Consider the following 25,983-nt stretch of genomic DNA (forward strand, 5'->3'; position numbering starts at 1 on the left):
TAGGCTATATAACAGACAATTGTAATATAAATGACCAAATACAGTCGGCATTAAATGTGCAGCTCGTCCTCATCTTCAATCATCAGAACCGCATTGCGCACATCGGCCAAACGCTGAATCAATGAGTCGTTAGCCCCATCAAATATCGCACACTCACGCTCATAGACAGTGGTTGGGCGCATGATGTTATGTACTTGTACATGATTGCTGATTTGCTTGAGACCGGCATTTGGCAATAGTATCAATAGCTGCTCTTTTTTGCCGACACTCTGGAGCAAGTGAGTCATTGGCTCTGACTGCGCATCATCACTCACGCCCGCTTTCGCTGGCAAAGCAAAACGTGACAGCTCAATGTGCTTATCGTGGATAATTTTGTTGAGCATTAAGTATAGCTTGGCAAGCATCACGCCTGCGAGTGCCACTTTTGCATGGCTATTATCAGCCTTTAGTACCACACTTGCGCCATTGTCTTCGAAGTGAGCTTCATTCATCGCACTCACACCCAATAGCAATGGCTGTCTTAGTAGCTCAGTCACGGCCTGATTGAGCAGCTGGGTGCAGAGTGCTAGATACGGAAGACGCTGGGCAGGTGCAAGGCGTTCAAGCATATTGAACTCATCATGGAATGTAACTTGGACTTTGACGCTATCAACAGACCGTGTGGCAGATAGCCTAGACGTATGGCTGGTAACTTGAGAAGCAACACCGTCTGTATCTGCTATTTCGCTTTCGCCACCTTCACTCGCACTCATTAGATTGTCAGTATCACTACCTGTCTCTTGGTTTTGCTGGGTTCTAAGGTACTCATTCACTTCATTATGCACATTAAACTTGCGGGCATTAGTCACTTCGTCATCTGTGGCATTAGCCGTATTATCCGTCGCTACTTGACTGTCTGACATGTGAGAAGCTGATTGACCCGTTGACTGGCGCTCAAGTTCACGGTCGTAGCCGCGTTGATCGACTGGTCTGTATTGGTCACGATACAGCTCTTGGATATCTCGACTTAATGCATTGATTTGCTCTTTGGTCGGACGAGCGAGGTAACCGTAAATCAACCACAGCAGTAAATGTAACAGCATGGTGCCGATAACAAACGGCCATTGCATGGCGATGATCTCGCCTTTGCTAACGTCTTTTAGGGTCAGTGCAACGCTACCGATGACTGCATCGCCATTGGTGGCGATTTGACGAATGGTGTCACCTTGCTGCATCGGCGCATTGCCTACTGGCACCAAGATATCGTCGTTGTTGTCCTTAATCAGTATCCGTGTGACGTCTTGCTCGCTGGTATAGCGGTTGGCAATAACGCTTAAACTCACGCGGTCTTTATTTTCTAAAGACAACCTTGCTTCATCAATCAGCTGGGCGACCATCTGCTCGCCTTTTAACGCACGACTATTGCTCAGCTGTTGGTCAGTACTAATGACCAATAACAGCGTCTGCAAACAAAAACTAACCAGAAGAATAATGGCAAACAACCCTTGCCGCGGCGCTAAATACGTCATGATATGTTAAACTTTTTTGGAGAGAAGAAATTAAAAAACGAGACTACTGCTCATTTTTTGGCTAATTTTTAAACAATTGTGATGTGCGCCAACTGTGATGCGCACATAGTGTTAAAGCAGTCCTGCTTATTAACGACTATCAACAGCATCAATATTGTTGCCAGCTTCGCTATCTTTTGCCTTGCAATCTTTTGCGAAGGCATCGTTAATAAGAAAGCACCTAGATAAACAGCCAGCTTATCTCATCTACTATATCACCATAATAAGCCTTATAGCGTGAGCGCTTTATAAATTTATCATAATAACTTTATCGCATTTTCTATGGCTTCTTACGCCATAAAATCTGTTTTTTAGCATCATTGTTACTTTGCGCGTCATCTATAGGCGCTGCCCAGTAAAACTGTTATTATTCCTAATCTTATATGAGCATACAAGGGACAATTGAGCCATGCCAAAAAATACATCTTATTCGTTACCAAAAGACAGCAAAGCATGGCAACAAGCCGTTGATTCTATTGCGGCATTATTACCCGAAGATACCAATTTGCAAGACTTTGATGCGCTACAGTCGCTACCTGTTTTTGCGCTCATCGTAGTACTGCCGACTCAGGTATCTGCATTAGATATTCATCAATACGTTCAGTCGTGGGTCGATGAACAGCCAAGTTGGCATTTAGTGACCGTTGCCGAAGATACTGACGCTAGTTTCGTCAATATCACGGTATCTGATACAGAGCCTACAGCAGCGGACGCACAGCGCCTACCCTTTACCCATACTCAGGTCTACCGTTATCTGTTAGTGCCAGTCACTGACACACTAATGCACCCTGGCAAAAAAACCGCAGCCGCTCACATTATTGATGATCAGCTGACCGCTCGCCTGCGTCATGACCTAACTGAAGAATATAACAATACACGCAATGCAGATAGCACAGGCAATATAAACGTCGTGGACTGTCATATCTTATCTGTCGGTCATATGTTACGGACGCACAAACTTGCCTGCTTTGATATGGACTCAACCTTGATCGAGCAAGAAGTCATCGTAGAGCTGGCAAAAACGGCTGGGATTGGCGAGGAAGTAGAAGCCATCACTGAAGCCGCAATGCGCGGTGAGATTGATTTTGATGAATCGTTTGCTCAGCGTGTGGCCTTGCTAAAAGGTACTTCTACCGATGTGCTTGATGATATCTGTAGTCGCTTAACGTTATCGACTGGTGCGCGCACGACGATTAGTGCGCTAAAAGCACTGGGTTATCATACGGTGCTGGTCTCGGGCGGCTTTACTTATTTTGCCCGTTATATCGCTGAGCAGTTGGGTATCGATGAAGTGCATGCCAACGCTCTAGATATCGAGGAAGGTGAAGTCACTGGTCATGTACAGTGGCCTATTGTCAATGGTGCCAAAAAAGCCGCTATTGTTGAGCATACTGCTGAGCGCTTAGGCATTGAGATGTCACAGGTGGTCTGTATCGGTGACGGTGCTAATGATTTACCGATGATGGCATTGGCCGATCTGGGTGTGGCCTATCATGCCAAACCCATCGTTCAAGCACGTGCTGATGCCGCTATCAACGTGACAGGACTTGAAGGTACTCTGTACGCTCTTGGCTATCCAGCCCTCGCTCCTACTGAGTAATCGCTAAGTATTCTAGATTATCCGCTAAGCTAGGTTAATGTTTTGTCATTAATCTGGCTTTTATGCTTTAGAGCGTGGCTTAAACAAGAGAAATAGCGTAGGTAGATAGGTAGATAGTACCGATATATTAACCAGCTATTTGGTAAAATTTGGCCATTTTTAGCTCAGTTAGATGACTATTAAGTGAATGGAAGACACGCCCTAGTACGTTACGATCCTTAATAAAATCTGCTATGCACACTAATGTTTAGCTAACGCCTTTTTTCAACTAATACTTACTTTTAGATAACACTTATTTTTAAATGATAAAGGAATGCCCATGACGGCACCACAATCTCCACGGCCAACTCAGCCGTCAGCGCCAACGCCATTAGAGCAAGATACGGTACCTGTACGTACTGATAGCCCAAAGCAGCTGGTAGGTATCTATGTCAGAGGTATGGCCATGGGAGCAGCTGATATCGTACCTGGCGTCTCTGGCGGCACCATTGCGTTGATTGCAGGGATTTACGAACGCTTGATTAACGCGCTTGGCAGTATCGGCCCCAATCTTTGGACGATATTTCGTCAGGAAGGTGGCATCAAAGGATTCGCGGCGATTTGGCGACAAGTAGATGCGACATTTCTATTGTGTTTGCTACTAGGCATTGCCACTAGCTTTGCGACCTTAGCCGGTATCATTAAGCATTTATTGGACAACCAACCATTGCTTATTTGGTCATTCTTTTTTGGACTGGTCGTCGCAACGGTATTTATCTTACTTAGTGAAATTAAGCGCTGGAATATAGGACGTGTCGCGCTGTTTGCGACTGGGCTTATTGTCGCTGTGGTTATCAGTAGTATGCCGTTACTCACGACCACCCCTAGCTTACCGTATCTGTTTTTTGCAGGGGCAATCGCTATTTGTGCCATGATCCTACCAGGGATATCAGGGTCGTTTATTTTGCTATTGCTAGGCGCTTACGATGCGGTATTAGAAGCAGTCGATACGATGAATCTGAGTGCCATTTTCACAGTGATTGCGGGTATGGCGACTGGGTTATTGTTATTCACGCGTGCACTCAAGTGGCTACTCTCACATTATTATCAGGCTACTTTGGCATTGCTGACAGGCTTTATTGCAGGCTCTCTAATAAAAGTCTGGCCATGGAAAGTAGATGCGCTAGGCTCACTAAATACTGAAGCCGTTCATAACGTCATGCCATGGCAATACCCTACTGGCGCACAGTGGTCAACGACAGTAGGACTTATGCTACTCGGTGCTATTTTAGTTTCGCTATTATCTTGGTGGGGTAACCGTACCAATCGAGGCTAAGTATTTAGCAAACTGTCAATCCTGCTTTCTAGTTTGGCTTGGTTTGCTAGCTAATAAACGTCTTCCTAGACTAGAAAAACCATTTCCATATCACTCAAAACAAGCGCCACTCCTCACGGCGCTTAGCCTAACATCTAGCCATCAGATATCGCAAAACAAGCCAAAAAACCAAACGTCAACGGTTGTCGCAAAGTCGCCTGCACCCTCTTCAGCTTTACTCAATAACCTCTCATAATAGTCTCATTGGAATTCACCTTATGAATAGCGAGATGAATGATGTTAATGACTATATTTTCTTTTATCGGTGTAGAGGCATGGAACGGCGCGGCATGGCTGGGTTATGGACTACTAGCCAGTTTAGTAGTGGTGCTTGCCGTATCGTCATATCGTTGGCTACTGCTATATCTGTTTGGCGGGATGGCCTATTGGTTCACCGTTGAGTTGATTCAAAATATATTAGCAGGTCGCCCTATGTTGATGGAGCTATCGTCATGGCATCGCTATATCATCGCTATGGGCATCAGTTGGTTACCGTTGGCAGCTTGGGTACTGTATCGGGCATTACGCTATGATGATGTGAGTCAGACCGTTAGCCAGCAACGTGAGCTAGAAGCCGCACGCTATATAGAACATACTCCTGTTTACGATGATAACTATCAGCCACGTTTCCGTTAAAACTGTCCTATTTATACCTTTGTTTGTCTATATCAATACCTTGCTTACGTCAGTGACATCGAATGTTACAAGATACTTAACGCTCTCTACTTAACTACTAAAGAGTTGGCACCCTGTGATAGTTTATAATCCAGTTATATATTTGTCATAAAAACTGGTATAAAGTACGCTTTATTTTTATGCCTCATTTCTTTAGGAGTTCTGCTATGTTTACTGTTCCTGTATTAGATATCAAATCTGATCCATTAGATGCTTTATTGGCTGTTGTTGGCTATCGTTTGTCTATGTTAGCTGATAGCGATAACGAAGACGTCAAAGCGTTGTTCGCTGATCGTCAAGTTACGATTGAGTTTGCTAGTACTGAGTCAGATATCGCCCGTTCTTTTAGCTTTGACAACGGACAGTTCAATCAACAAAGCGGGCATGCAAAAGAAGCCGATTTGACCATCACCTTTAAAGATTCTATGACTGGCGTTAGACTGCTAACCAAAGGTAGCTTGCCTGCCTTTATGACTGCTGTGCAAGAAGGTAACTTGAGCATCGAAGGCGACTATAGCCTAATGATGTGGTTCAATAAACTTGCTAAGCATATCGTTCCAGCTATCCCAGAAGAGTGCAAACCATATATCCAAAAAGCCAAACCTTACGCTTATAAAGCACAGAAATTTGCTGAGCATTGGGTTGGTATCGCTAAGCATAAACTTGGTAAATAAAAAGAATGGTGCACTGAGCGGTAGTCATTGGTAGAATGGATGATATAGAACTAAATAGCCAAACGTATAGTTACTATTTATGTGCGCTACTGTGACAGTTATACATACTGTCTAGCAGTGTTCTGATTTTCTAAAAAGGTTGCGGTATACTATACGGCAACCTTTTTTGTTACCTTATAAATGACAATAGATAAAAACATTGGTTTTATTTAATACCCTCTCATTCTTATAAAAGGACTTACCTTATGGCAGGATTGCTTAGCATCTCCGAACCTGACGCCACCCAGCCAACTGATCTAGCCACTCAGCCAGATGCGACCAACAGTGATTTTTTGGCCAATCTAGCCACAGACGCGACTCAAACTGATATTAAAGTAGCTACGACATATAGCCGTGAAGAAATCGCGCAACTGTTTGATTTACCTTTAATGGACTTGTTATTACAAGCACAAACCATCCATAGAAAGCATTTTACTGCTAATGAAGTACAGATTAGCACGCTACTCTCTATCAAAACGGGCAACTGCCCTGAAGATTGCGGCTATTGCTCACAGTCAGGCCATCATCGCGACACCACCAAACTACAAGCAGAAAAACGCATAGAAGTTGATAAAGTCATCGCAGCGGCCAAACGTGCCAAAAACAGTGGCTCATCACGCTTCTGCATGGGTGCCGCGTGGAAACATCCAAGTGCCAAAGACATGCCTTATGTGGTTGAGCTGATCAAAGAAGTAAAAGCATTAGGACTTGAAACTTGTATGACGCTGGGTATGCTCGATACCAATCAAGCAACACAGTTGGCCGATGCAGGGTTGGATTACTACAACCATAACCTAGATACTTCGCGTAGCTACTATGAGCAAGTCGTCAGCACGCGCAGCTATGATGAGCGTTTAGATACGATAGAAAACGTGCGTAACTCTGGCATCAACGTCTGTAGTGGCAATATCGTTGGTATGGGCGAAAGCCGTGATGACCGCATCGATTGGGTACTTGAGCTGCTAAAAATGCCAAAAGTGCCTGAATCAATTCCAGTCAACTTACTGGTGCCTATTGCAGGTACACCGATTGGTGATAAAGTATTGGCCGAGGGTCAGCTGTCTGTACTTGAGTGGATTCGTACTATTGCGGTCGCTCGTATTTGCTGCCCGACTAGCTACGTGCGCCTATCTGCTGGTCGCGAAAGTCTATCTGATTCTGAGCAAGCATTAGCCTTTATGGCAGGTGCTAACTCATTCTTTTATGGTGACAAGCTTCTTACTACTGGTAACGCAAGTCAATCAGGCGACGACAGACTCATGCGTGAGCTTGGCCTAACCAAACAGTTTGCCGCACCAAGAGCACCTAAAGTACTGCCTGTAATGGATGCGATGAATGGTCATCAAACACAAGTTGTGTTGGCAGAGTAGGCCTAAGCTAAAAAATACAAGTTAAGCAAGAGAAACTATGATGGCAGATTATTTTAACTGGATTAAAGCGGCACACATTATCTCGATGGTCTGCTGGTTTGCGGCGATATTCTATTTGCCGCGCCTGTTTGTCTATCATGCGATGAGTGACGATAGCATCAGCCATGAGCGCTTTGCCATTATGGAGCGCAAGCTATATCGCGGTATCATGACCCCATCGATGATAGCGACATGGATCTTTGGTCTATGGATGTTAGGGCTGGGATGGGATGTCTATAAAACCCAAGGCTGGCTACATGTTAAATTGCTATTAGTAGTGCTACTGTCAGGCTATCATGGTGCTTGCGGCTTTTATCGTAAGAAGCTAATTGATAATCCACACTATAAAACGCATAAATTCTGGCGCTGGTTTAACGAAGTGCCTGTCTTCGCCTTAGTGATTATCGTCATTCTAGTCGTGGTAAAACCGTTTTAGCATAAGAAAACCAATTAGACATGCAAAATAAAAGCGTCCGTAACTTCAATGAGTTGCGGACGCTTTTTTATTCACTTATAGAACATGGTGTCAAACTGGAAATATCAAACACTAAACACTAGGGCGCATAATTTGATAAACATTGCTTAAGTCATAAACGCGATAACGAGCTGGTTCACGGCGATTTTCGCCAGCATAGCTCAGTATTAAAGCCTGCTTGGCATGCTCATCGACCCAACCGACAAACAGTCCACTATGCTCGACGCCATTGTAGCCATGATTGATATAATAGAGCCAGTCACCTGCTTCAATCTCGCTGCTACTAGCATAGGGGCCTTGCGCATAAGTGCCTTTGTGTATGGTATTACGCGATACCCCTGCCCGATTAAATACCGCATTTAAATAGTCCCAACAGCCACCTTGAATAATTGTACGCTCGTTAAGTGCCATTTTTCGTGCGGTACTGACCACTTCGCGTGCTGCCATACTACTCTGCGTCTCTGCATTACTCAGCAGAGGTAGATACTCGCTATCGACATTGTCATAGTTGCCTGATAAAAACGCTGGTAAGACTGTAGGTGCTGAACGCTGTACCTCAGGATAACGATAGGACGTATTCATCGTTGGTTGAATAGATTTTTGGGCGATAAGCATACTCATACTATCTGCATGGGCTTGTCCTACCATGCCGCAGGTAAATAGTAAAAAACCGCACGACGCGGCGACTGACGGTATAGACAAACGCAGCATGACTAACTCCTTGTCAACTAAATCTCAATGACAGTATCAATAATAAGAAGGATAAATTTTATAATCCTACTTATAAACCATTTGCGCACAAATCTGCAAGCACTATTCGCCTGCGATAGGTGATAGACGGTATAAATATACTGATAGATGACAATATTGGAGAGATACGTCGAGTGAGATTTAAAATGATATTTGAGTTAGAAAGTTAGATAACACGAAGATAATAGCTATACTTTGGTAAAGTATGAAATTAAGAAAAGATACTAATTACTCTTCATTCTGATATTTACATGGCGTTTCGTTAGCGCTTGCCCTTCTAAGATAGCTTTCGCAGCTTTTGCTTCTTGAGCACTCTCGAAACCAGTAATATGATATTTGCGAACGTCACTGCTATCGACAATCTGTAATTGCTCGCCAATCAGCGTTATCTTATCACCATCCGTTAAATGAATATGCTCACGCTTACCTAGATTGTCATGGACCAACTCGCCAGCCCTTACCCATAATGTGCCACTGCTAATCATACCGCTCATGGCTTTTTTATGCTGTTGGCGCTTTTTATTAAAAATGAAGCTACCAATGATAAGCAGTGCAAGCGCACCGATAGCTAGACGCTCAGGCAATAGGCTCATCGCCATGGCGACTGCGACGGCCCCGACCAATAATGCAGAACCAAACCAAAACATGCCATTATCAGCAGCATTTGATTGCCCTTGTAAGGTGATTTTGGCGCCATCATCAGTCAGCTTTAGCATGTGTTGTTACCTATTACGTAATGTACGAATATTTTCTATTAAAAAACTGCCTATTAGCAGCTAACAGGCAGTTATTGACACTAAAAACAAAGACAGTGTGTTGTATTTAAACGCTAGTCTACCAACCAAGCGCCGTCTGTTGCATTTTAATCAATTCAGCAATGCCTTTTTCAGCTAACGACAGCATAGCATCTGCTTGAGCACGAGTGAATGGCTTTTCTTCAGCAGTACCTTGTAGCTCAATGTACTCGCCTTTTTGAGTCATTACGACGTTCAAGTCGGTATCGCAGCTAGAGTCTTCTTCATAGTTCAGATCAAGATATGCTTCGCCATCTTTCATACCAACGGAAACCGCAGCAACCAATCCGATTAGCGGATCTGCTTTTAGTTTCTTGGCCTTTTGGATACTTTCTAGCGCATCGATAAGCGCAATCGCAGCACCAGTGATACTCGCCGTACGAGTACCGCCATCCGCTTGCAACACATCGCAATCAAGATAGATGGTGTTTTCACCAAGTTTACTTAGATCAATCATGGCACGTAAGCTACGACCGATCAAACGCTGAATCTCTTGCGTACGACCTGACTGCTTGCCGCGAGCCGCTTCACGCTGATTGCGCGTGTTGGTCGCACGTGGCAACATACCATACTCAGCTGTGATCCAACCTTTGCCTTTACCTTTGAGCCAGCGCGGCACACCAGATTCTACACTGGCAGTACATAGTACCTTGGTATCGCCAAAACTTACCAATACTGACCCTTCAGCATGCTTCGTATAATGGCGCTCAAAGCTGATCGAGCGAAGTTGGTCAAGCTCACGATTGTCAATACGCATAAAAATTCCTAGTACAATGTTATAAAAGCAGTGTCATAAAAATACCTATCAGTCGTTAGCAAACACATTGATAGGTATGTAGTCGACTAAAATCTTAAGATATCCTAACGTGACAACGGCGCAATAGCAAGATTCACACCTGCCATTACGCCACCGTTATCAATAGAATGTCAGATATAAACTATTCTAACCCTTCCATCTTACGCAATTCCTTACGTAGGATTTTGCCAACGTTCGACTTTGGTAATTCGTCAACGAACTGTATATGACGTGGGCGCTTATAGCCAGTCAGTTGTTTTTTGCCATATTCCAATAGCTCTTTTTCAGTCACATTGCCTTTTTTGACCACAAACAGCTTTGGCTCTTCGCCGCGATCATCGTTCGGTACACCAATAGCACCGCATTCTACGACTGCTGGATGCTCACTCATCGCTTCTTCGATTTCGTTTGGATAGACGTTGAAACCAGATACCAAAATCATGTCTTTTTTACGATCGACAATTTTGATAAAACCTTTTTCGTCCATAATGCCGATATCGCCCGTTTTTAAGTAACCACTAGCTGTAAAGGATTCAGCAGTTTCTTTCGGACGATTCTGATAACCAATCATGACCTGTGGGCCTTTTACACAGATTTCACCGCGATCGCCCATGGCTACTATATTTTCGTCATCATCAATGAGCACAATATCTGTACTAGGCGCAGGAATACCGATTTTTCCAGTAAATTCCGCAATAGTCATCGGATTAAATGCTACGACAGGCGAGGTCTCAGACAAGCCATAACCTTCAACGATAGGCAGACCAGTGATTTTATGCCACTCTTTGGCTACGCTAGGTAATACTGACATACCGCCGCCGATAGACGCTTTTAGATTAGAAAAGTCCAAATCAGCAAAGTTATCTTTGTGTACTAAGCCATTAAACAAAGTATTCACAGCAGGGATAAACGCTGGCTTATACTTGGCCATCTCTTTGATAAGCCCATCAAGATCGCGCGGATTCGGAATGAGTAGCGAGGCATAACCTTGATACATACTACACATACCGCAGACCATAAATGAGAAAACATGATACAACGGCAGTGCGGTCAAAATCACATCTCTACCATCTATATCATCATCAAATGCACTGTTCATCAGCGCACTGACCTGTAGCATGTTTGCGACTAGATTACCGTGAGACAGCATCGCGCCTTTCGCGACTCCTGTCGTACCACCAGTATATTGCAGTAGCGCCACATCGCTTAAGTTCAATTCAGGGCGTTGGTATTTGCTGGCTGACTCAGCATTCAGAGCATGCTTGAAGCTTACACTATTCGGTATGCTATAAGCAGGAATCATCTTTTTAACATGACGAGCCACGAGGTTGACCACAGCTCCTTTAATCGTACCTAACATATCACCAATGGTACACACGACTACATGCTCTACCTGACCTTTGTCTTCGGCCTCTTGATACGTTTTGGCAAAGTTTTCAACGATAAATAGCGCTTTCGCACCACTGTCATGCAACTGATGTGACAGTTCACGACTGGTGTATAGAGGGTTTACATTGACCAAGACCATCCCTGCGCGAATGATACCCAAAGCAACCACTGGATACTGCAAGACGTTGGGCATCATTACCCCAACTTTATCGCCTGCGACCAGTCCTATTGACTGCAAATAGCTAGCAATCTGTCGGCTATATAGATCTAATTGCTTAAAAGTAATCGATGAGCCCATGCAGATATAGGCAGGTTTTTGACCATAACGGCTAAAATTACGCTCGAACACATCAAGTAGAGAGGTATTGTCTTCTGGCATCTCGATAGTAGCATCGATGCTATAGCGCTCATAAGCACTCAGCCACGGACTATCACTGTCGATGGTTGGCATAGTAGGAAACGCATTGCTTTGATAGGCGTCGTTAGTAGTATTGGCTTTATCGTCAGTTGCAGCGCTATTATCTGTCGTTTTTTTATTAATATTATCCGTCATAATTTTCCCTAAATGTTACTGTTAAAAACATTGAATATGTTAATGGAAACACCATTTTTTATGATTATTGCTGACAGCAGAAGCTTATGAATAAGAAATAGATAAGTATGATCGGGTTTGTCATTCATAAGCTTTGCAAATTAAAGTGTGTTACTGGGTCTATGATAAATAATACTACCACTCAGCACGACCAAGTCGAAAATGATATTTACTACCATGATTTCACTAGTTGTCTTAAGTAAAACTAGTACGGTTTTTTGGATAAAAACAAGAATACGTCGATGGGCACTATAGCAGTTTTAATAGATATTCTCTATTAATAGTAGCTGTCATCCGCAAATGTCAAAAGCGATAAAGACAAAAAAATGATAAGACAGCATGGTTGCAGCCTTATCATTTTTGGTTACTACTTTAGTTACTACAGTATTTAATCGAGCGATACTTTCACATGTACTTTTAGTTAATACACGCATCTATCAAACAAATATATAGGTGCGTGTATCAGCAAATTAACCGTGGTTTTTTTCTTCAAGTACGCGTAGATCTTTGCGCAAAATCTTACCAACGTTCGATTTTGGTAGCTCATCAATAAACTCAACACGACGAGGACGCTTATAACCTGTTAGGTTCTCTTTACCATACTCAAGAACTTCTTCGGTAGTCAGACTAGGATCGTTACGGACAACATAGATCTTAGGAATCTCACCACTTTTCTCATCTTCGATACCGATGACGCCACATTCTAAAATCTTAGGATGGCCAGCCATGACTTCTTCGACTTCGTTCGGATAAACGTTAAAACCAGACACCAAAATCATATCTTTTTTGCGATCAACGATGGTCACATATCCGTTGTCAGCCATGATACCGATATCACCAGTACGGAAAAAACCATCTGCTGTCATGACTTCGGCAGTAGCATCTTCACGGTTCCAGTAACCTTTCATGACCTGTGGACCACGAACACTAATCTCACCGCGCTCACCAAGTGCTACTTCATTACCTGCATCATCCAAAATTGCCACATCTGTTGCTGGCATCGGTACACCAATGGTACCTGTGAATGTCTTGCTGTTGCTAGGATTAGAGGTCGCTACTGGTGCTGTTTCAGACAGGCCGTAACCTTGAATGATAATATTACCAGTGACTTGACGCCATTTTTCCGCCGTTGGACTCAATACTGCCATGCCGCCGCCCATCGATTGACGCAGCTTGCTATGATCCATCGCGATAAATTCTTCGTTATTGGCAAGCGCGTTGAACAACGTGTTTACCGCTGGGAAGAACGCTGGTGGATTGGCTTTATATGCTTTTAACAAGCTATCAAGATCGCGTGGATTTGGTACTAATAATACAACACAACCGCGATACAGACCGAACATACCACATACGGTGAATGAGAAAATATGATACATCGGCAATGCCGTCATAATCACAGGTTGCTCACCTCTTTGATCGAAATCATCAAAAGCGGTGCCCAAAAAGGTATTAGACTGAATTAAGTTTGCCACCAAGTTTTTGTGCGTTAGCATCGCGCCTTTCGCCACACCTGTCGTACCACCGGTATACTGTAGGACAGCGATATCATCAAGCGTGATATTGGTTGGGCGCTTATACTTGCTAGCCGTGACTTGCTTTAGTGCCGTTTTGAAGCTGATGCTATTAGAAATACTGTAGTCTGGTACCATTTTTTTGACATGGCGGACGACCGTATTAACCATAAAGCCTTTGAGCGTACCCATCAAATCGCCCATACCCGTAATCACGACTTTATCGACCACATTGCGACCGATGTCTTGATAGGTTTTGGCAAAGTTTTCGACCATGATTAGCACTTTGGCGTCTGAATCGGTCAATTGATGCTCAAGCTCTCTGGTAGTGTACAGAGGGTTGACGTTGACTAAAGTAAAGCCTGCACGTAGTACAGCGATGACAGAGATTGGTAACTGCAAAATGTTGGGCATCATGACCGCAACTTTATCGCCTTTGACCAATCCTAATGACTGTAGATAAGCGGCCATTTGACGGCTGTATAAATCTACTTCTTGGAAGCTTAACGATGAACCCATGCATATATAAGCAGTTTTATCAGCATTTTCAGCGAAGCTTTTTTCGAAAATATCGATAAGTGACGTATTGTCGGCTGGCAACTCAATGTCATACTCCAGACCAAGTTCTTCATACGTTTTTAGCCAAACTTTATCGTCACGACGGGTTAAGTTTCCTTGATTTTCCATAATCTTTTCTCTCCTAGTAATAATACATTACCGTCAACTCACGCCAATCACAGTGTGATAAATATACAAAACGTCAGAGTCTTGCCTATCGTTATGATAAAAAGCAAGGCTGCGACATGTTTGTATAGTGCTGAGCGAACAATATAGCGGTAAATAGCCCTTTGTTCATTAACATACACACTTTATACATAGTACTCAATACAAAAGATTGCTACACCAGTTCTCAAATAGGCTTGACGCTCGATATCTCCATACATATCAATACATTAGATTAAAAATACCAGTCATACCATTAGAAAATATGACCCTTGACTTCTGCTTCCTAATGACCATCCCGACACGATATCTGTTCACTATCGGCTACTTTTTAGCGCACTCGCCAGCTCAGTCAACGTCACAAAATTGCGACGAGTACCATCAGTATCGCTACTTGGTCTATCTGCGATACTACTTTTGGCAAGTTTAGTGCTATCACTGTACTGCCACTCATTAATATAATCGCTTTGAGTCAAGCGTTGACCGAATCCTGCTACTGCCATCGCAAACTGAGTATCGATACTGGCTTTGTTTAAAGCGTGGCTAGCTTTATTAATCGGTTGGCTAATCAGTTTGGAGCTATCACCTGTCGGTGCTTTATAACGAATTTTTAGATAGCCAAGCTCATTGGAGTTCTGTTTATTATCTGAACTAGTATTGCTATTAGCATAACGGCGATCGCTATATAACCCTTTTTGACCTTTTGGTGTCACTTCAAACAAAGCGATAACTGCTTTACCTGCCCCAAGCTCACCTGCATCAATTTTGTCATTATTGAAGTCTTCTTCAGCCAGTACGCGATTTTCATAACCAATCAAGCGCCACTCACTCACCACATCAGGATTAAATTCAACTTGGACTTTTACGTCTTTAGCGACGGTGTTAAATGTCGCGGCTAATTCATCCCCAAAAACTTTTTTTGCTTCAGTTAAGCTGTCAATATAGCTGTAATTACCATTGCCGTTGTCCGCCATCTGTTCCATCATGTGATCATTCAGATTACCACGACCGAAGCCAACGGTAGATAAAGAGATACCGCGATCGCGATGGGCTTTGACCAAATCAAGCATCTCATCGACATCACTAATACCAACGTTAAAATCGCCATCCGTTAACATCATGATTCGATTAATACCATTCTTCTTTAGACCCTGCTCAGCTTGCCTGTAGGCCAATTTAAGAGCATCTTCCCCATTGGTTGAGCCTGAGGCATTCAATCCATCGATTGCAGCCAATATTTTTGCTTTTTGGTCACCACTGGTCGCAGGCAATACCACACTAGTACTACCTGAATAGGTCACGATACTGATGCTGTCTTGAGCGCGCATTTGCTCTGTCAACAGCTTAAGCGACGACTGTGCCAATGGCAGCTTATCGCGTGACGACATAGATCCTGACACGTCTACCAAAAATACGAGATTGGCAGGGGGCATAGATTGCTTATCTGCTTTTTGCGACCAGCTACTATCAACGGCCTTGATACCAACTTTGACGATTTTATTATCCTGATCTGCTCTATCCCAAGGTGAGTCTACTACCTCAGTTGATACAACAAATGGGGCACTACCTAAGCGTTTGCCACCATCAAATTGATAGTTAAAATAATTAATCAACTCCTCTACCCGTACGGCATCAACAGGTGGTAGTTGACCTTCGTTTAAATAGCGGCGCACATTGGCGTAGCTGCCCGTATCGGTATCGATAGACAAAGTGGATACCGCCATATCCGTAGTTCGATGTACAGGATTGGCTGCGTTTTTTTGATAGTTGTCTTTTGCCTCTGGCGTGACTATGATGCTCGGTAATGGGCGTACGATACCTGTCTGCGCCGCAGAACGTATCATCATCTGTTCGCTGATGACTGATGGCCTCACACTGGGTGACGCCATGATAGACTCTGACACCACTGCTGCATCTTGATTGACTGTACTGCTTGTCTCGGCTGGTAGCGTTTTGCTCATTTGTGAAGGGCTACAGGCTGTCAATCCTAGATTGGCTATAGCAGTAATCAACAGCACATTTCTAGTAACGTTTTTCCCTAGGTGCTTACTTTCGTTTTTTAGAATTGTAGAGGCAGAAACTTGAGATAAAGGGTCAAATGACATAACAGAAATTCCTTATTGTAAGATAGTTCAGTAGCGACTGGTCCGTGTCAATATATGGTTAACGCTATTTAAATAGGCAAATCAGCCGCCTTATTCAGTCTATTAGCTGTCATACTTTCAATCATTAATTTTGAAGTAAAACTATTCTGTACCTACTTTCTTTAGACTAATGACAGACAAGATATCCTAAATAAAAAGGATTCAATCTTAAGACATTTATTAACCATATAAAAAACAAATATTAGATTTACTATACTTAACTTAATCTATAAAAGCTATGAATCACCATACTATAAAAGCCCTTTATAAGCGCTTGTTTTAAGCACGTCACGAGATGTCGTATATTCTGACATACGTCTTTTTAATTGGTGCAATATCCTTTACGATAGCACTATCCTATTTGTATGCTTGAACCAATTATCTATACCTATTAAAACTGATAAGTGAATCCTATTTTATGTCTGATGTTATTGATCATACGATCGCCCCAATTATTCCCAATGAGCCGATGGATACTCGTTCAGTCGCAGAGTTCACCGAGCAGGCCTATCTCAACTATGCCATGTACGTCATCATGGATCGGGCGTTGCCAAATATTGCTGACGGTCTAAAACCTGTCCAACGTCGCATCGTCTATGCCATGAGCGAGCTTGGGCTAAAGTCTTCTGCTAAGGCGAAGAAATCTGCACGTACGGTCGGTGACGTATTGGGTAAATATCATCCGCATGGTGATAGCGCTTGTTACGAGGCAATGGTACTGATGGCACAGCCGTTCAGTTATCGCTATCCGCTCATCACTGGTCAAGGTAACTGGGGTAGCCCAGATGATCCAAAATCCTTTGCTGCGATGCGTTATACCGAAGCCAAAATGTCAGCTTATGCCAATACGTTGCTTGCAGAATTGGGACAAGGCACGGTCGATTGGCAAGATAACTTCGATGGTACGATGCAAGAACCAACGACCTTACCTGCCCGCCTGCCTAATATTTTATTAAACGGTACGACAGGTATCGCGGTCGGTATGGCAACCGATATTCCACCGCATAACCTTAATGAAGTGGTACGCGCGGCCATTCGTTTGCTCAAAAACCCAGAGTTGTCGGTTAAGCAACTTACCCAATCGATACCCGCACCTGATCTACCGACACCAGCGGAAATCATCACTAGTAAAAAAGATTTGCAAGCGATGTACGAGACTGGACGTGGCAGTTATAAGATGCGCGCCACCTTTCATGTTGACTCTAAAGAAAAAAACCTCGTCATTATCGATGCGCTGCCTTACCAAGTGTCAGGCAACAAAATCCAAGAGCAAATCGCCAAGCTTATGACCGATAAGAAGCTGCCTTGGGTGACCGATATTCACGATGAATCAGATCACGAAAACGCTTGTCGTATCGTCCTTGAGTTGCGCTCAACACGAGTCGATGTCGATCGTGTCATGAGTCACCTGTTTGCCAGTACTGACCTAGAGAGCAATTACCGCGTCAATATGAATATGATTGGCTTAAATGGTAAGCCGCAGGTGAAAAACTTAAAGGAAGTCTTGGAAGAATGGTTAATCTGTCGCCGCTCGGTGGTCACACGTCGCTTGCAATATCGTCTCGATAAAATCGATAAGCGCTTGCATATTTTGGCAGGCTTGCTGATTGCTTATCTAAATATTGATGAAGTGATTCGCATCATTCGTGAAGAGGATGATCCAAAAGCGACCTTGATGCAGGACTATGACCTGACTGACATTCAGGCCAATGCTATCTTGGATATTCGTCTGCGTCAGTTGGCAAAATTAGAAGAGATTGAGCTACGCCGCGAGCAAGATGAACTCGCTGCCGAACGTGCCATCATTCAAGAGTACTTAGATAATCCAAACAGTCTAACTAATCTGATGATCGATGAGCTTACCGCCGATATGAAAGAACATGGCAATGAGCGTGTATCGCCATTAGCAGAGCGTGAAGAAGCACAGGCATTAAAAGAGTCAGATCTCGTACCAAGTGAGCCGGTCACTGCCATCCTATCAAAAGCGGGTTGGATTCGAGCCGCTAAAGGTCATGATGTCGATGCTGCTGGTATGAGTTACCGCTCAGGTGACAGCTATCAAGCACACGTGCGCGGCAAATCTAACGAGCGAATCTACGTGCTCGACAGCACTGGACGCAGTTACAGTATCGATGCGCATAATTTAGCGTCTGCGCGTGGTCAAGGTGATCCGCTAACCAGTGTGTTAAAGCCGCCAGCAGGCGCTAGCTTTGAGCAGCTATTAACGGGTGATAACGAGCAACGTATTATCCTTGCTAGTTCAGCAGGTTATGGTTTTATCAATACCATTGGCAACCTCGATAGCAATCAAAAAGCTGGTAAAAACGTCATTAACCTAGCAACTGACAGTCGACTGCTCCCTGTTGCACGTATCGATGCGCCAGTAGAGACGGCCGCTAATACCGAAGGTGAAAATAGCAATGTGCGTGTGACACCTGATCATGTTGCTGTCGCGACCAATGCAGGGTATCTACTGATATTTGCTCTTGATGATTTGCCTGAACAGGCTCGCGGTAAAGGGAACAAACTTATTAAGTTGAAAGACGGTGAAGAGGTACTCGCTATCACACCACTTAGTCAGCAAGACAGTCTTGTCATCACTGCTGGCAAACGCCATGTGACACTCAAGCCAAATGATTTGGCTAACTATACGGGTGTTCGCGGTAATCGTGGTGGTCAGTTGCCAAGAGGCTTTCAGAATGTGACGAGTGTTGAAGTTGGCTAGTTTGACTAGTTAAATTTTAGAAATCCTAGTTCAAAATTTAGCTGATAAAATTAAACAGCTCCTATCAAAAAGCCGCCCATACACAATGTGTAGGCGGCTTTTTTACGCCAATCAGAATATAGAAATTATTTAAGACTTATTAGATACAGCATCCTCAAAGATCGCTTTTAGGAAGCTTGTAATCTGAGTGCTTTTCATTAGATACGGATTAAAGTCAGCACCTGCCGAGAAGCTTTTTAGGGTATATGCTTCGTCTTCTGCACTTGATGTTAAATATTTTATTAAAAAACCATCCCACCTACGTTCTTCTATTTCCTCAATCTCATTGAGATGGGGTACTAGGTAAGAGTACTCACTGATCAATTTTACTAGTATTTCATTGATAAGAGGTCTTGGACCTTCAATGTTTTGAATAAAGTAATTGTCATTCACGACAAGCGCTGAGGTTACACCACTTTTTTCATTATTTCTTCGCCATTGCTCAAGCAGACGAGCCAACCCTATTCCATTATTACTGTCACTATTTCTGCCAATATACGTTAGGCTGAGCATGATATGCTCACCCTGTCTTTTTCTATCTTCTAAAAGTTGGCTGGTAGTGATCTGCATAAGAAACCTTATTTATGAAAAATTATCTAAATCAAAAGATACTTTATAGACGGCTTTTTTATGCTGGTTAGAGCAGATGGCCTTTATACTGAGCGCATACTACGCATTTATAATTTCTGAATTAACCATCTTCAAATATCGCTGTCAAAAAGCTTTCAATCTGAGTACTTTTCATTAGATAAGGATTGAAATCAAACCCTGCTGAGAAACTTTTTAAGGCATACTCCTCATCTTCGGCACTTTCCGTCAGGTGTTTGGTTACAAACCCATCCCACCGAAGCGCTTCTATCTCTTCCACCTTTACAACATTAGGAATAATCTTGAAATGCTCATCAATTATCTTCGCTAGAGCAGCGTTGACCGCTGGTCTTGAACCTTGAATGTTTTGAACAAAGTAACCGTCATTGATCACAAGCGCTGCAACTAACCCACTTTCCTCAAAGTATCTTCGCCACTGTTCAAGAGCACGAGTCAACTCTATACCTGTTTTCATTTCGATATTTTTACCGATATACGTTAGGCTAATCAGCAGATGCTCGCCATGTCTTTTCCTATTTTCTGAAGTTTGACTTGTCGTTATTTGCATAAGAAAATCCATTTATATAATAGGTATATAAATTAATATACACTTTATCATAAAGTATAATCAATAAAACTCTTGGTAATTGACCAGTTTCTTATCATTCATACCTTAAAATAACATGACAAAAACAGATATCACTAGGTAATTTTTAGTAGTTAAATCCTGCAAGAGTCAGGTATGAATAGTCACTTATGAACATCCGCCAATATTCTGTCCAATTGCTAAGAAAACATCCTGTACCGATACTGCTAACTTGCTTTCAATAAAAAGCCGCCTATACAAACGTATGGACGGCTTTTCTATTCTAGCTAGGGCAAGTGCTACTAACAACTATAAGAGGCAAATATTCAAGAAATAAATGCCACTCATTTAAAATTAATTAGATTCAGCATCTTCAAATACCGCTTTCAAAAAGCTTTCAATCTGAGAGCTTTTCATTAGATAAGGATTGTAGTCAGAGCCTGCTGAAAAATTCTTTAGGGCATGCTCTTCATCTTCAACGCTTGAGGTTAGATGTTTAACTAAAAACCCATTCCATTGGCGCGATTCTATTTCCTCTATATTCACAATATTAGGGACAATGGTGGAATGCTCGTCAAGTATTTTTTCCAAGGCAGTATTGATAGCAGGTCTTGTTCCTTGAAAACTTTGAACGAAATAACCTTCACTAATAACTAAAGCTGAAACGATATCGTTTTCTTCAAAATATCTGCGCCAGTACTCAAGTGCGCGAGTCAGCTCAATCCCAGAATCTAGATCGACATTTTTGGCGATATATGTCATGTGGATAAAAATATGCTCGCCATGCCTTTTTCTATCTTCTGAAGGTTGGCTTGTCGTTATGTTCATAAGAAACCTTATTTATAATAAATTCATTCAAATCAAGGTATACTTTAAGATAAAGTATAATTAATAACGTTTTTTATCATTTGCTATGATTTTTTTAGATTTATAACATAGAAGTTTCAATGATATAGCATACCGATATCCATAGTAGTAAAATTATACTACAAAGTTGTCACGTTCAGTATCTTGGCATTATTCTAATAGTTAACAAGCCTAATCTATATTCTCCTATAGCCCTGCCTCAACGCACTTATACGACTAAGTCATGTTTACTTATAGACTAAACTCTACAAGCATTTATCAGGGTCTATCATGTTTATTAAGTTAGCGTATTTATAGGTATATAAAACACAACCTACCTTCAATAAAAAGCCGTCTATGCTATGTATAAACAGTTTTGTATAGACGACTTTATTGCATACTAATTGTTGCATACTAATTGTTGCATACTAATTGTTGCATATTAATTGAATAGCTAACGTATCAATACCGTCCCATCTCAACGGTTGTTTCAGCAAGTACCGAGTCGCCTTGCCATGCTTGTACATCTACCGTATACAGATGGTTCTTGCCGCCAGAGCAAGGCGGCTTATATGCACCGCCCGCCTCACCTTTACGGTTACGGTATTCTGCAACCATCTCAATACCTACTGGTACTTCGTAAGTATGACCAAATACTCGTGGCACTTCTGCGCTCGTAGCACCCTCTGGTAATGCGAACTCCACGATACCATGTCCACCATGTTGCATACGTTTGTTGCTTACATCGTTGTAGACGAACACCAAGCTCTCCGTGCCTGCCGGAATGTTTGAGACAGTCATGCTAGGCGTGGCTGGACTTTTACCGTCATAGTTTAGACATTGCTGCCCCTCAGGGATTTTCTTGCCATCCCAAGCAGCATCATTAAAGTTAACATCCATTGCAAAAGCGTTAGCAGATAAAGCCACTGTTGCCAAAACTGTAACCGATTTTAAGGTGAAAAAGTTCATGCTTGTTCCTTTAGGTAGCCGATGCATTAATAAGGATAGACCTTCTTATTTCGTAGATTAATTTTGATAATTGAATATAACTTTATAATAAATAGACACGGTTAAGTTAATCATATCGTTTAGCATTTTTGTTAATCCTCTGGACAAGCAATGAGCGGTTCTACAGGCTATATGCAAATACTGTCTCAATAAGCGTATTTGTAGCATCATAGGTTACTCGATAGGTATTTATCTGATTGGGTATGTTGTAGTAGTATCTGAATCATTGTATCTACACGACTAAAAATAATAGGATCATCATGTTTATCGAAGATAAGATTGCCAAAGAAAGTATAACTACTAAGATTTCGACCCCCAAAATCATCTTTTTTGACATCGATGATACCTTGAGCCGTAACGGCATCATCGCTGAACACAATAAAGCGACGCTTGAGCAGCTTGCAGATACCGATATTAAACTAGTGATTTCGACTGGTCGTTCTAAAGCCATATTGCCTGAAGACATTCTAGCGTTGCTTGATGCAGATATATTGGACGCTATTATTTGTATGAATGGACAATATAGTTTTGATAAAAGCGGCCTAATCAGCCACTACCCGTTAACGGCTGAACAGACAGATAAAATCGTACGCCTGTGTCAGCAAAGTGATTTGATTCATAAGTTTGACTCTGCCACTCATATCGCTTGGTCAGATGAAAATGAACGTTTACGCGAGTTCAATGCGGTCACACCCAATTCGATCCTTGATCCTGAGTACTACAAATCAAATACCGTCTATCAGTGCTCGGTATTTTTTAACAATCAGCAAGAAAAAATGCAAGACATCGACTTTGCTCAGTATGATTTAAAGCTGGTACATTGGCATCAGATTGGTGCCGATATATTGCCAGCAGAGGCATCAAAAGCGCGCGGTATCAAAGATGTATGCGAGTACTATGCGGTAGATGCAAGCGAATGTATGGCATTCGGTGATGGTATGAATGACTTAGAAATGTTCGACTTGGTTGGGTTTGCTGTGGCCATGGGAGATGCACAGCCAGCTTTAATAGAACGCGCTAACTTCGTTACTGGAACGATTGAAGAATATGGTATTCAAACCGTGCTTAATCAGTTAGCAATGAAGTCGTAAGACTGTTCAGGCACATAAAGTCATTAATGTTCATCTAATTAACGTTCATTTAAAAAAAGCCCTTACTAACCGATTAGTAAGGGCTTTTTATTATGGTCTAATTTTATATAGACGACTCAAATAAAAACTGTAGCGGTGATGACTCCAATACCTTGGCGATCATTTTTTCTTCTACAAATTTAATATAGCGTTAAGGCATCAGTTAAGGCATCAGTTAAGGCATAGTCAATCCACCATCGACGGCGATAGATTGTCCAGTAATAGCCATGCTCAAATCAGATGCCATGAGCAATACTGAATTGGCAAAGTCAGCTACCGAAGTCGCTTGGCGCAGCGGAGTCGTAGTCGCGATATAGTCAAATACCTCTTCAGTGGTTAAGCTGCTTGCATCGGTAGTTTTTAATAATCCACCTGCCAGCAAATTAACCCGAATACCATACTGTCCAAGCTCGCTTGCTAGGTTGCGAGTCAGTCCAATCAACGCTGATTTAGCCGTGGTGTAATCATAATAGGTAACCACTGGGTTGTAGACAAGATTGGTCGAGATATTGATGATCTTACCTACTTGCTGCGCTTTCATTTGCGGCAACACCGCTTGTACTGTATTGACTGCTCCTTTAACAATACCTTCCATTTGTTGTGAAAAATGCGTCCACTTTACGGTCTCAATACTGGTGTACGCAGCGCTTGGATTGAACTGATAATTTGGCAAGGCATTATTGACCAGTATATCAATACGTCCATGACGAGTGATGACTTCAGTTGCCATTGCTTGTACTTGCTCAAGCTCGGACACATCCGCCTGATAAGCAAATGCTTGACCGCCTGTCGCGATGATATCAGCCACTACCGCCTCAGCAGCCTGTTTACTGTTAAGGTAGTTGACGCAAACGATAGCACCTGCTTCTGCCATTTGCTGTGCAATCTGTGCACCAAGCCCACGACTGGCACCAGTGACTATGGCGACTTTATCCTTAAGCAATGCTGGTATAACTGAGTGGTTTTTATTCAAGGTGTTTTGAGTTGAGGTACTTTCGGTCATTGTGCTGTATCCCTTATTATTATGGTATGGTTGGTGTCTTAGAGCCAAAGGCTGATATCTGCTTAGATGATGTTCGTCATACTTCGGTCTGCGCCAATCATAGCATGGTTATATACCATCTTTTTTCGATTCGACGTTAGCAGCTCGCTAGCAATCCTACCCAAAATTAGCTGTCATTAAGTTAGTTTTGCTACTCATCTCATTAGCCCAACTGGCTATTTTTATTAGTATTATTAAGTATTGCCCTAATAACAACCCTTTAAATTGTATAAACTAATGACCATAATAGTTTTATTGGCCATGTCAGGCTTTTATCTTTTTGGCTTTTTTATTGAATTTTTCTAATTTGCATTATCTTTATTTAGGAGAGATATTTTGACCCATTTATCATCGTCCCATCCAACTACTCACACCTCGGCTAGTGTCAGTCGCATAGTGCCAAAAGCATTGTTAGCAGCGGCTGTCGGCTTGGTACTTGCCAGTTGTAGCAACTCTGACAATGCAGCGGATGGCAGTGCTGCGGCGAGTAATGAGACGCTGAACCTTTACAACTGGTCAGAATATATGCCGCAAGAGATTTTAGATGGTTTTGAAGAAGAAACTGGCATCTCAGTTAATTACACCACATTTGACTCTAACGAAGCGATGTATGCCAAGCTCAAACTATTGGATGATTCTAGTCAGTATGACTTAGCGATTCCATCGACTTATTATGTCGAAAAAATGGCGAAAGAAGGACTACTACAAGAGCTAGACAAATCAAAACTGAGCAATTTTAAAAACCTTGACACCTCATTTACTAATACCAAAGTTGATCCTGATAACAAATACTCTATCCCTTATATGTGGGGCAGCACAGGTTTAGCCATTAACGGTGACAGTGTCGATCCGAAAACTGTCAATAGCTGGAATGACCTATGGGATCCTAAGTATAAAGGTCAGGTGATGCTGACCAATGACGTGCGTGAAGTATTTGGTATGGCACTGCTGACCCTTGGCTATTCAGGTAATAGTAGCAATCCTGACGAAATCGAAGCCGCTTACGATAAGCTCACCACGTTGATGCCAAACGTCAAAACCTTTAACTCTGATGCGACGCGTATGCCATATATCGAAGGTGAGACTGCGCTTGGTATGACATGGAATGGCGAGGCAGTCATGGCCAATGACGAAGGTTTGACTAGCTTAGTTTATAAGTATCCAAGCGAAGGTGCTATCTTATGGATGGACAACTTTGTCATTCCAAAAAATGCCAAGCAAGTTGATGCAGCACATAAATTTATTGATTACTTATTGCGTCCTGAAAATGCAAAAATCGTCAGCGAAGAGATTGGCTACGCATCACCAAACATAGCAGCGCGTGAGCTGATGGATGAGAGCGTCCAAAACAATCCAACGATTTATCCTTCTAAAGAGGTATTAGCAAAAGCTGAGTTCCAAGAAGATGTAGGCGATGAGGCGTTACAAGTGTATCAACAGTACTGGGATAAGCTAAAGACTGGTCGTTAATAGTTTTGATGTAGCACTTTAAAATAAAGTAGTCTTTGAAAAATAAAAACGCTGATCCTAAATGGTCAGCGTTTTTT

21 protein-coding genes are annotated in these 25,983 nt (G+C 42.5%); 9 read left to right on the forward strand and 12 right to left on the reverse strand.

Annotated features, from left to right (window positions below):
* Positions 1 to 50: 50 nt before the first annotated feature.
* Positions 51 to 1,508, reverse strand: coding sequence for a hypothetical protein (locus V6252_RS11045; protein WP_341610484.1), 1,458 nt, complete (start codon positions 1,506 to 1,508; stop codon positions 51 to 53).
* 448 nt (positions 1,509 to 1,956) lie between these two features.
* On the opposite strand from V6252_RS11045, the gene serB reads away from it, so the two are divergent.
* The 6 genes from serB (at position 1,957) to hemJ (ending at position 7,734) form a co-directional block, all read left to right on the forward strand.
* Positions 1,957 to 3,147, forward strand: coding sequence for a phosphoserine phosphatase SerB (gene serB, locus V6252_RS11050; RefSeq protein ID WP_341610485.1), 1,191 nt, complete (start codon positions 1,957 to 1,959; stop codon positions 3,145 to 3,147).
* Positions 3,148 to 3,466: 319 nt separating this feature from the next.
* Entirely contained in the window at positions 3,467 to 4,462 is a 996-nt protein-coding gene (locus V6252_RS11055) for a DUF368 domain-containing protein (protein WP_341610486.1), read from the forward strand.
* 282 nt (positions 4,463 to 4,744) lie between these two features.
* Positions 4,745 to 5,137 (forward strand): AciT family ciprofloxacin tolerance protein, encoded by a 393-nt coding sequence (gene aciT / locus V6252_RS11060; protein WP_341610487.1) that lies wholly within the window; start codon positions 4,745 to 4,747, stop codon positions 5,135 to 5,137.
* A gap of 206 nt (positions 5,138 to 5,343) precedes the next feature.
* Positions 5,344 to 5,850 (forward strand): SCP2 sterol-binding domain-containing protein, encoded by a 507-nt coding sequence (locus V6252_RS11065; RefSeq protein WP_296208198.1) that lies wholly within the window; start codon positions 5,344 to 5,346, stop codon positions 5,848 to 5,850.
* 245 nt (positions 5,851 to 6,095) lie between these two features.
* Positions 6,096 to 7,259, forward strand: coding sequence for a biotin synthase BioB (gene bioB, locus V6252_RS11070; protein WP_341610488.1), 1,164 nt, complete (start codon positions 6,096 to 6,098; stop codon positions 7,257 to 7,259).
* A 40-nt stretch (positions 7,260 to 7,299) separates the two neighbouring features.
* Positions 7,300 to 7,734, forward strand: coding sequence for a protoporphyrinogen oxidase HemJ (hemJ, locus tag V6252_RS11075; protein WP_057762639.1), 435 nt, complete (start codon positions 7,300 to 7,302; stop codon positions 7,732 to 7,734).
* 111 nt (positions 7,735 to 7,845) lie between these two features.
* On the opposite strand, the gene V6252_RS11080 is transcribed toward hemJ, so the two are convergent.
* The 6 genes from V6252_RS11080 to V6252_RS11105 form a co-directional block, all read right to left on the reverse strand.
* Positions 7,846 to 8,484 (reverse strand): hypothetical protein, encoded by a 639-nt coding sequence (locus V6252_RS11080; RefSeq protein ID WP_341610489.1) that lies wholly within the window; start codon positions 8,482 to 8,484, stop codon positions 7,846 to 7,848.
* 263 nt (positions 8,485 to 8,747) lie between these two features.
* A complete protein-coding gene (locus tag V6252_RS11085; protein WP_296208203.1) occupies positions 8,748 to 9,239 on the reverse strand; it encodes a hypothetical protein in 492 nt (163 codons plus the stop codon).
* A gap of 118 nt (positions 9,240 to 9,357) precedes the next feature.
* On the reverse strand, positions 9,358 to 10,074 hold the full coding sequence (gene rph, locus V6252_RS11090) for a ribonuclease PH (RefSeq protein WP_057761673.1): 717 nt from the start codon (positions 10,072 to 10,074) through the stop codon (positions 9,358 to 9,360).
* A 181-nt stretch (positions 10,075 to 10,255) separates the two neighbouring features.
* Complete coding sequence (locus V6252_RS11095) at positions 10,256 to 12,055, reverse strand: AMP-binding protein (protein ID WP_341610490.1); 1,800 nt, start codon at positions 12,053 to 12,055, stop codon at positions 10,256 to 10,258.
* A 509-nt stretch (positions 12,056 to 12,564) separates the two neighbouring features.
* Positions 12,565 to 14,292, reverse strand: coding sequence for an AMP-binding protein (locus V6252_RS11100; RefSeq protein WP_298811233.1), 1,728 nt, complete (start codon positions 14,290 to 14,292; stop codon positions 12,565 to 12,567).
* Positions 14,293 to 14,645: 353 nt separating this feature from the next.
* Positions 14,646 to 16,433, reverse strand: a complete 1,788-nt coding sequence (locus V6252_RS11105) for a VWA domain-containing protein (RefSeq protein ID WP_341610491.1) — start codon at positions 16,431 to 16,433, stop codon at positions 14,646 to 14,648.
* A gap of 457 nt (positions 16,434 to 16,890) precedes the next feature.
* Here V6252_RS11105 and parC point away from each other — a divergent pair, with 457 nt between their 5' ends.
* Positions 16,891 to 19,197: a DNA topoisomerase IV subunit A gene (parC, locus tag V6252_RS11110; RefSeq protein ID WP_341610492.1), complete on the forward strand. Its 2,307-nt coding sequence runs from the start codon at positions 16,891 to 16,893 to the stop codon at positions 19,195 to 19,197.
* Between the two features lie 129 nt (positions 19,198 to 19,326).
* Here parC and V6252_RS11115 read toward each other — a convergent pair whose 3' ends face one another.
* The 4 genes from V6252_RS11115 to V6252_RS11130 all read right to left on the reverse strand — a co-directional run bounded on the left by V6252_RS11115 (position 19,327) and on the right by V6252_RS11130 (position 22,225).
* Positions 19,327 to 19,806: a BLUF domain-containing protein gene (locus tag V6252_RS11115; protein WP_341610493.1), complete on the reverse strand. Its 480-nt coding sequence runs from the start codon at positions 19,804 to 19,806 to the stop codon at positions 19,327 to 19,329.
* Between the two features lie 121 nt (positions 19,807 to 19,927).
* Entirely contained in the window at positions 19,928 to 20,392 is a 465-nt protein-coding gene (locus V6252_RS11120) for a BLUF domain-containing protein (RefSeq protein WP_341610494.1), read from the reverse strand.
* 372 nt (positions 20,393 to 20,764) lie between these two features.
* The gene (locus V6252_RS11125) at positions 20,765 to 21,238 is read right to left on the reverse strand and encodes a BLUF domain-containing protein (RefSeq protein ID WP_341610495.1); all 474 of its coding nucleotides are present in this window, start codon (positions 21,236 to 21,238) and stop codon (positions 20,765 to 20,767) included.
* Positions 21,239 to 21,718: 480 nt separating this feature from the next.
* Entirely contained in the window at positions 21,719 to 22,225 is a 507-nt protein-coding gene (locus V6252_RS11130) for a hypothetical protein (protein ID WP_341610496.1), read from the reverse strand.
* Between the two features lie 299 nt (positions 22,226 to 22,524).
* Here V6252_RS11130 and V6252_RS11135 point away from each other — a divergent pair, with 299 nt between their 5' ends.
* Complete coding sequence (locus V6252_RS11135; protein WP_341610497.1) at positions 22,525 to 23,355, forward strand: Cof-type HAD-IIB family hydrolase; 831 nt, start codon at positions 22,525 to 22,527, stop codon at positions 23,353 to 23,355.
* A gap of 214 nt (positions 23,356 to 23,569) precedes the next feature.
* Here the strand turns inward: V6252_RS11135 and V6252_RS11140 are convergent, their stop codons facing one another.
* Entirely contained in the window at positions 23,570 to 24,397 is an 828-nt protein-coding gene (locus V6252_RS11140; RefSeq protein WP_341610498.1) for a 3-oxoacyl-ACP reductase, read from the reverse strand.
* A gap of 375 nt (positions 24,398 to 24,772) precedes the next feature.
* Here V6252_RS11140 and V6252_RS11145 point away from each other — a divergent pair, with 375 nt between their 5' ends.
* Positions 24,773 to 25,906: an ABC transporter substrate-binding protein gene (locus V6252_RS11145; RefSeq protein ID WP_341610499.1), complete on the forward strand. Its 1,134-nt coding sequence runs from the start codon at positions 24,773 to 24,775 to the stop codon at positions 25,904 to 25,906.
* Positions 25,907 to 25,983 lie beyond the last annotated feature (77 nt).

The organism is Psychrobacter proteolyticus, from assembly GCF_038155145.1.
GTDB lineage: Bacteria > Pseudomonadota > Gammaproteobacteria > Pseudomonadales > Moraxellaceae > Psychrobacter > Psychrobacter proteolyticus_B.

What these genes read in the sequence shown, in the direction of transcription:
- V6252_RS11080 (WP_341610489.1), bottom strand. Translation starts at nt 8,484, where the DNA reads ATGCTGCGTTTGTCTATACCGTCAGTCGCCGCGTCGTGCGGTTTTTTA.
- V6252_RS11135 (WP_341610497.1), top strand. Translation starts at nt 22,525, where the DNA reads ATGTTTATCGAAGATAAGATTGCCAAAGAAAGTATAACTACTAAGATT.
- V6252_RS11140 (WP_341610498.1), bottom strand. Translation starts at nt 24,397, where the DNA reads ATGACCGAAAGTACCTCAACTCAAAACACCTTGAATAAAAACCACTCA.
- bioB (WP_341610488.1), top strand. Translation starts at nt 6,096, where the DNA reads ATGGCAGGATTGCTTAGCATCTCCGAACCTGACGCCACCCAGCCAACT.
- V6252_RS11125 (WP_341610495.1), bottom strand. Translation starts at nt 21,238, where the DNA reads ATGAACATAACGACAAGCCAACCTTCAGAAGATAGAAAAAGGCATGGC.
- hemJ (WP_057762639.1), top strand. Translation starts at nt 7,300, where the DNA reads ATGGCAGATTATTTTAACTGGATTAAAGCGGCACACATTATCTCGATG.
- aciT (WP_341610487.1), top strand. Translation starts at nt 4,745, where the DNA reads ATGACTATATTTTCTTTTATCGGTGTAGAGGCATGGAACGGCGCGGCA.
- V6252_RS11115 (WP_341610493.1), bottom strand. Translation starts at nt 19,806, where the DNA reads ATGCAGATCACTACCAGCCAACTTTTAGAAGATAGAAAAAGACAGGGT.
- V6252_RS11085 (WP_296208203.1), bottom strand. Translation starts at nt 9,239, where the DNA reads ATGCTAAAGCTGACTGATGATGGCGCCAAAATCACCTTACAAGGGCAA.
- V6252_RS11100 (WP_298811233.1), bottom strand. Translation starts at nt 14,292, where the DNA reads ATGGAAAATCAAGGAAACTTAACCCGTCGTGACGATAAAGTTTGGCTA.
- V6252_RS11065 (WP_296208198.1), top strand. Translation starts at nt 5,344, where the DNA reads ATGTTTACTGTTCCTGTATTAGATATCAAATCTGATCCATTAGATGCT.
- V6252_RS11055 (WP_341610486.1), top strand. Translation starts at nt 3,467, where the DNA reads ATGACGGCACCACAATCTCCACGGCCAACTCAGCCGTCAGCGCCAACG.
- rph (WP_057761673.1), bottom strand. Translation starts at nt 10,074, where the DNA reads ATGCGTATTGACAATCGTGAGCTTGACCAACTTCGCTCGATCAGCTTT.
- V6252_RS11120 (WP_341610494.1), bottom strand. Translation starts at nt 20,392, where the DNA reads ATGCAAATAACGACAAGTCAAACTTCAGAAAATAGGAAAAGACATGGC.
- serB (WP_341610485.1), top strand. Translation starts at nt 1,957, where the DNA reads ATGCCAAAAAATACATCTTATTCGTTACCAAAAGACAGCAAAGCATGG.
- V6252_RS11045 (WP_341610484.1), bottom strand. Translation starts at nt 1,508, where the DNA reads ATGACGTATTTAGCGCCGCGGCAAGGGTTGTTTGCCATTATTCTTCTG.
- parC (WP_341610492.1), top strand. Translation starts at nt 16,891, where the DNA reads ATGTCTGATGTTATTGATCATACGATCGCCCCAATTATTCCCAATGAG.
- V6252_RS11130 (WP_341610496.1), bottom strand. Translation starts at nt 22,225, where the DNA reads ATGAACTTTTTCACCTTAAAATCGGTTACAGTTTTGGCAACAGTGGCT.
- V6252_RS11105 (WP_341610491.1), bottom strand. Translation starts at nt 16,433, where the DNA reads ATGTCATTTGACCCTTTATCTCAAGTTTCTGCCTCTACAATTCTAAAA.
- V6252_RS11095 (WP_341610490.1), bottom strand. Translation starts at nt 12,055, where the DNA reads ATGACGGATAATATTAATAAAAAAACGACAGATAATAGCGCTGCAACT.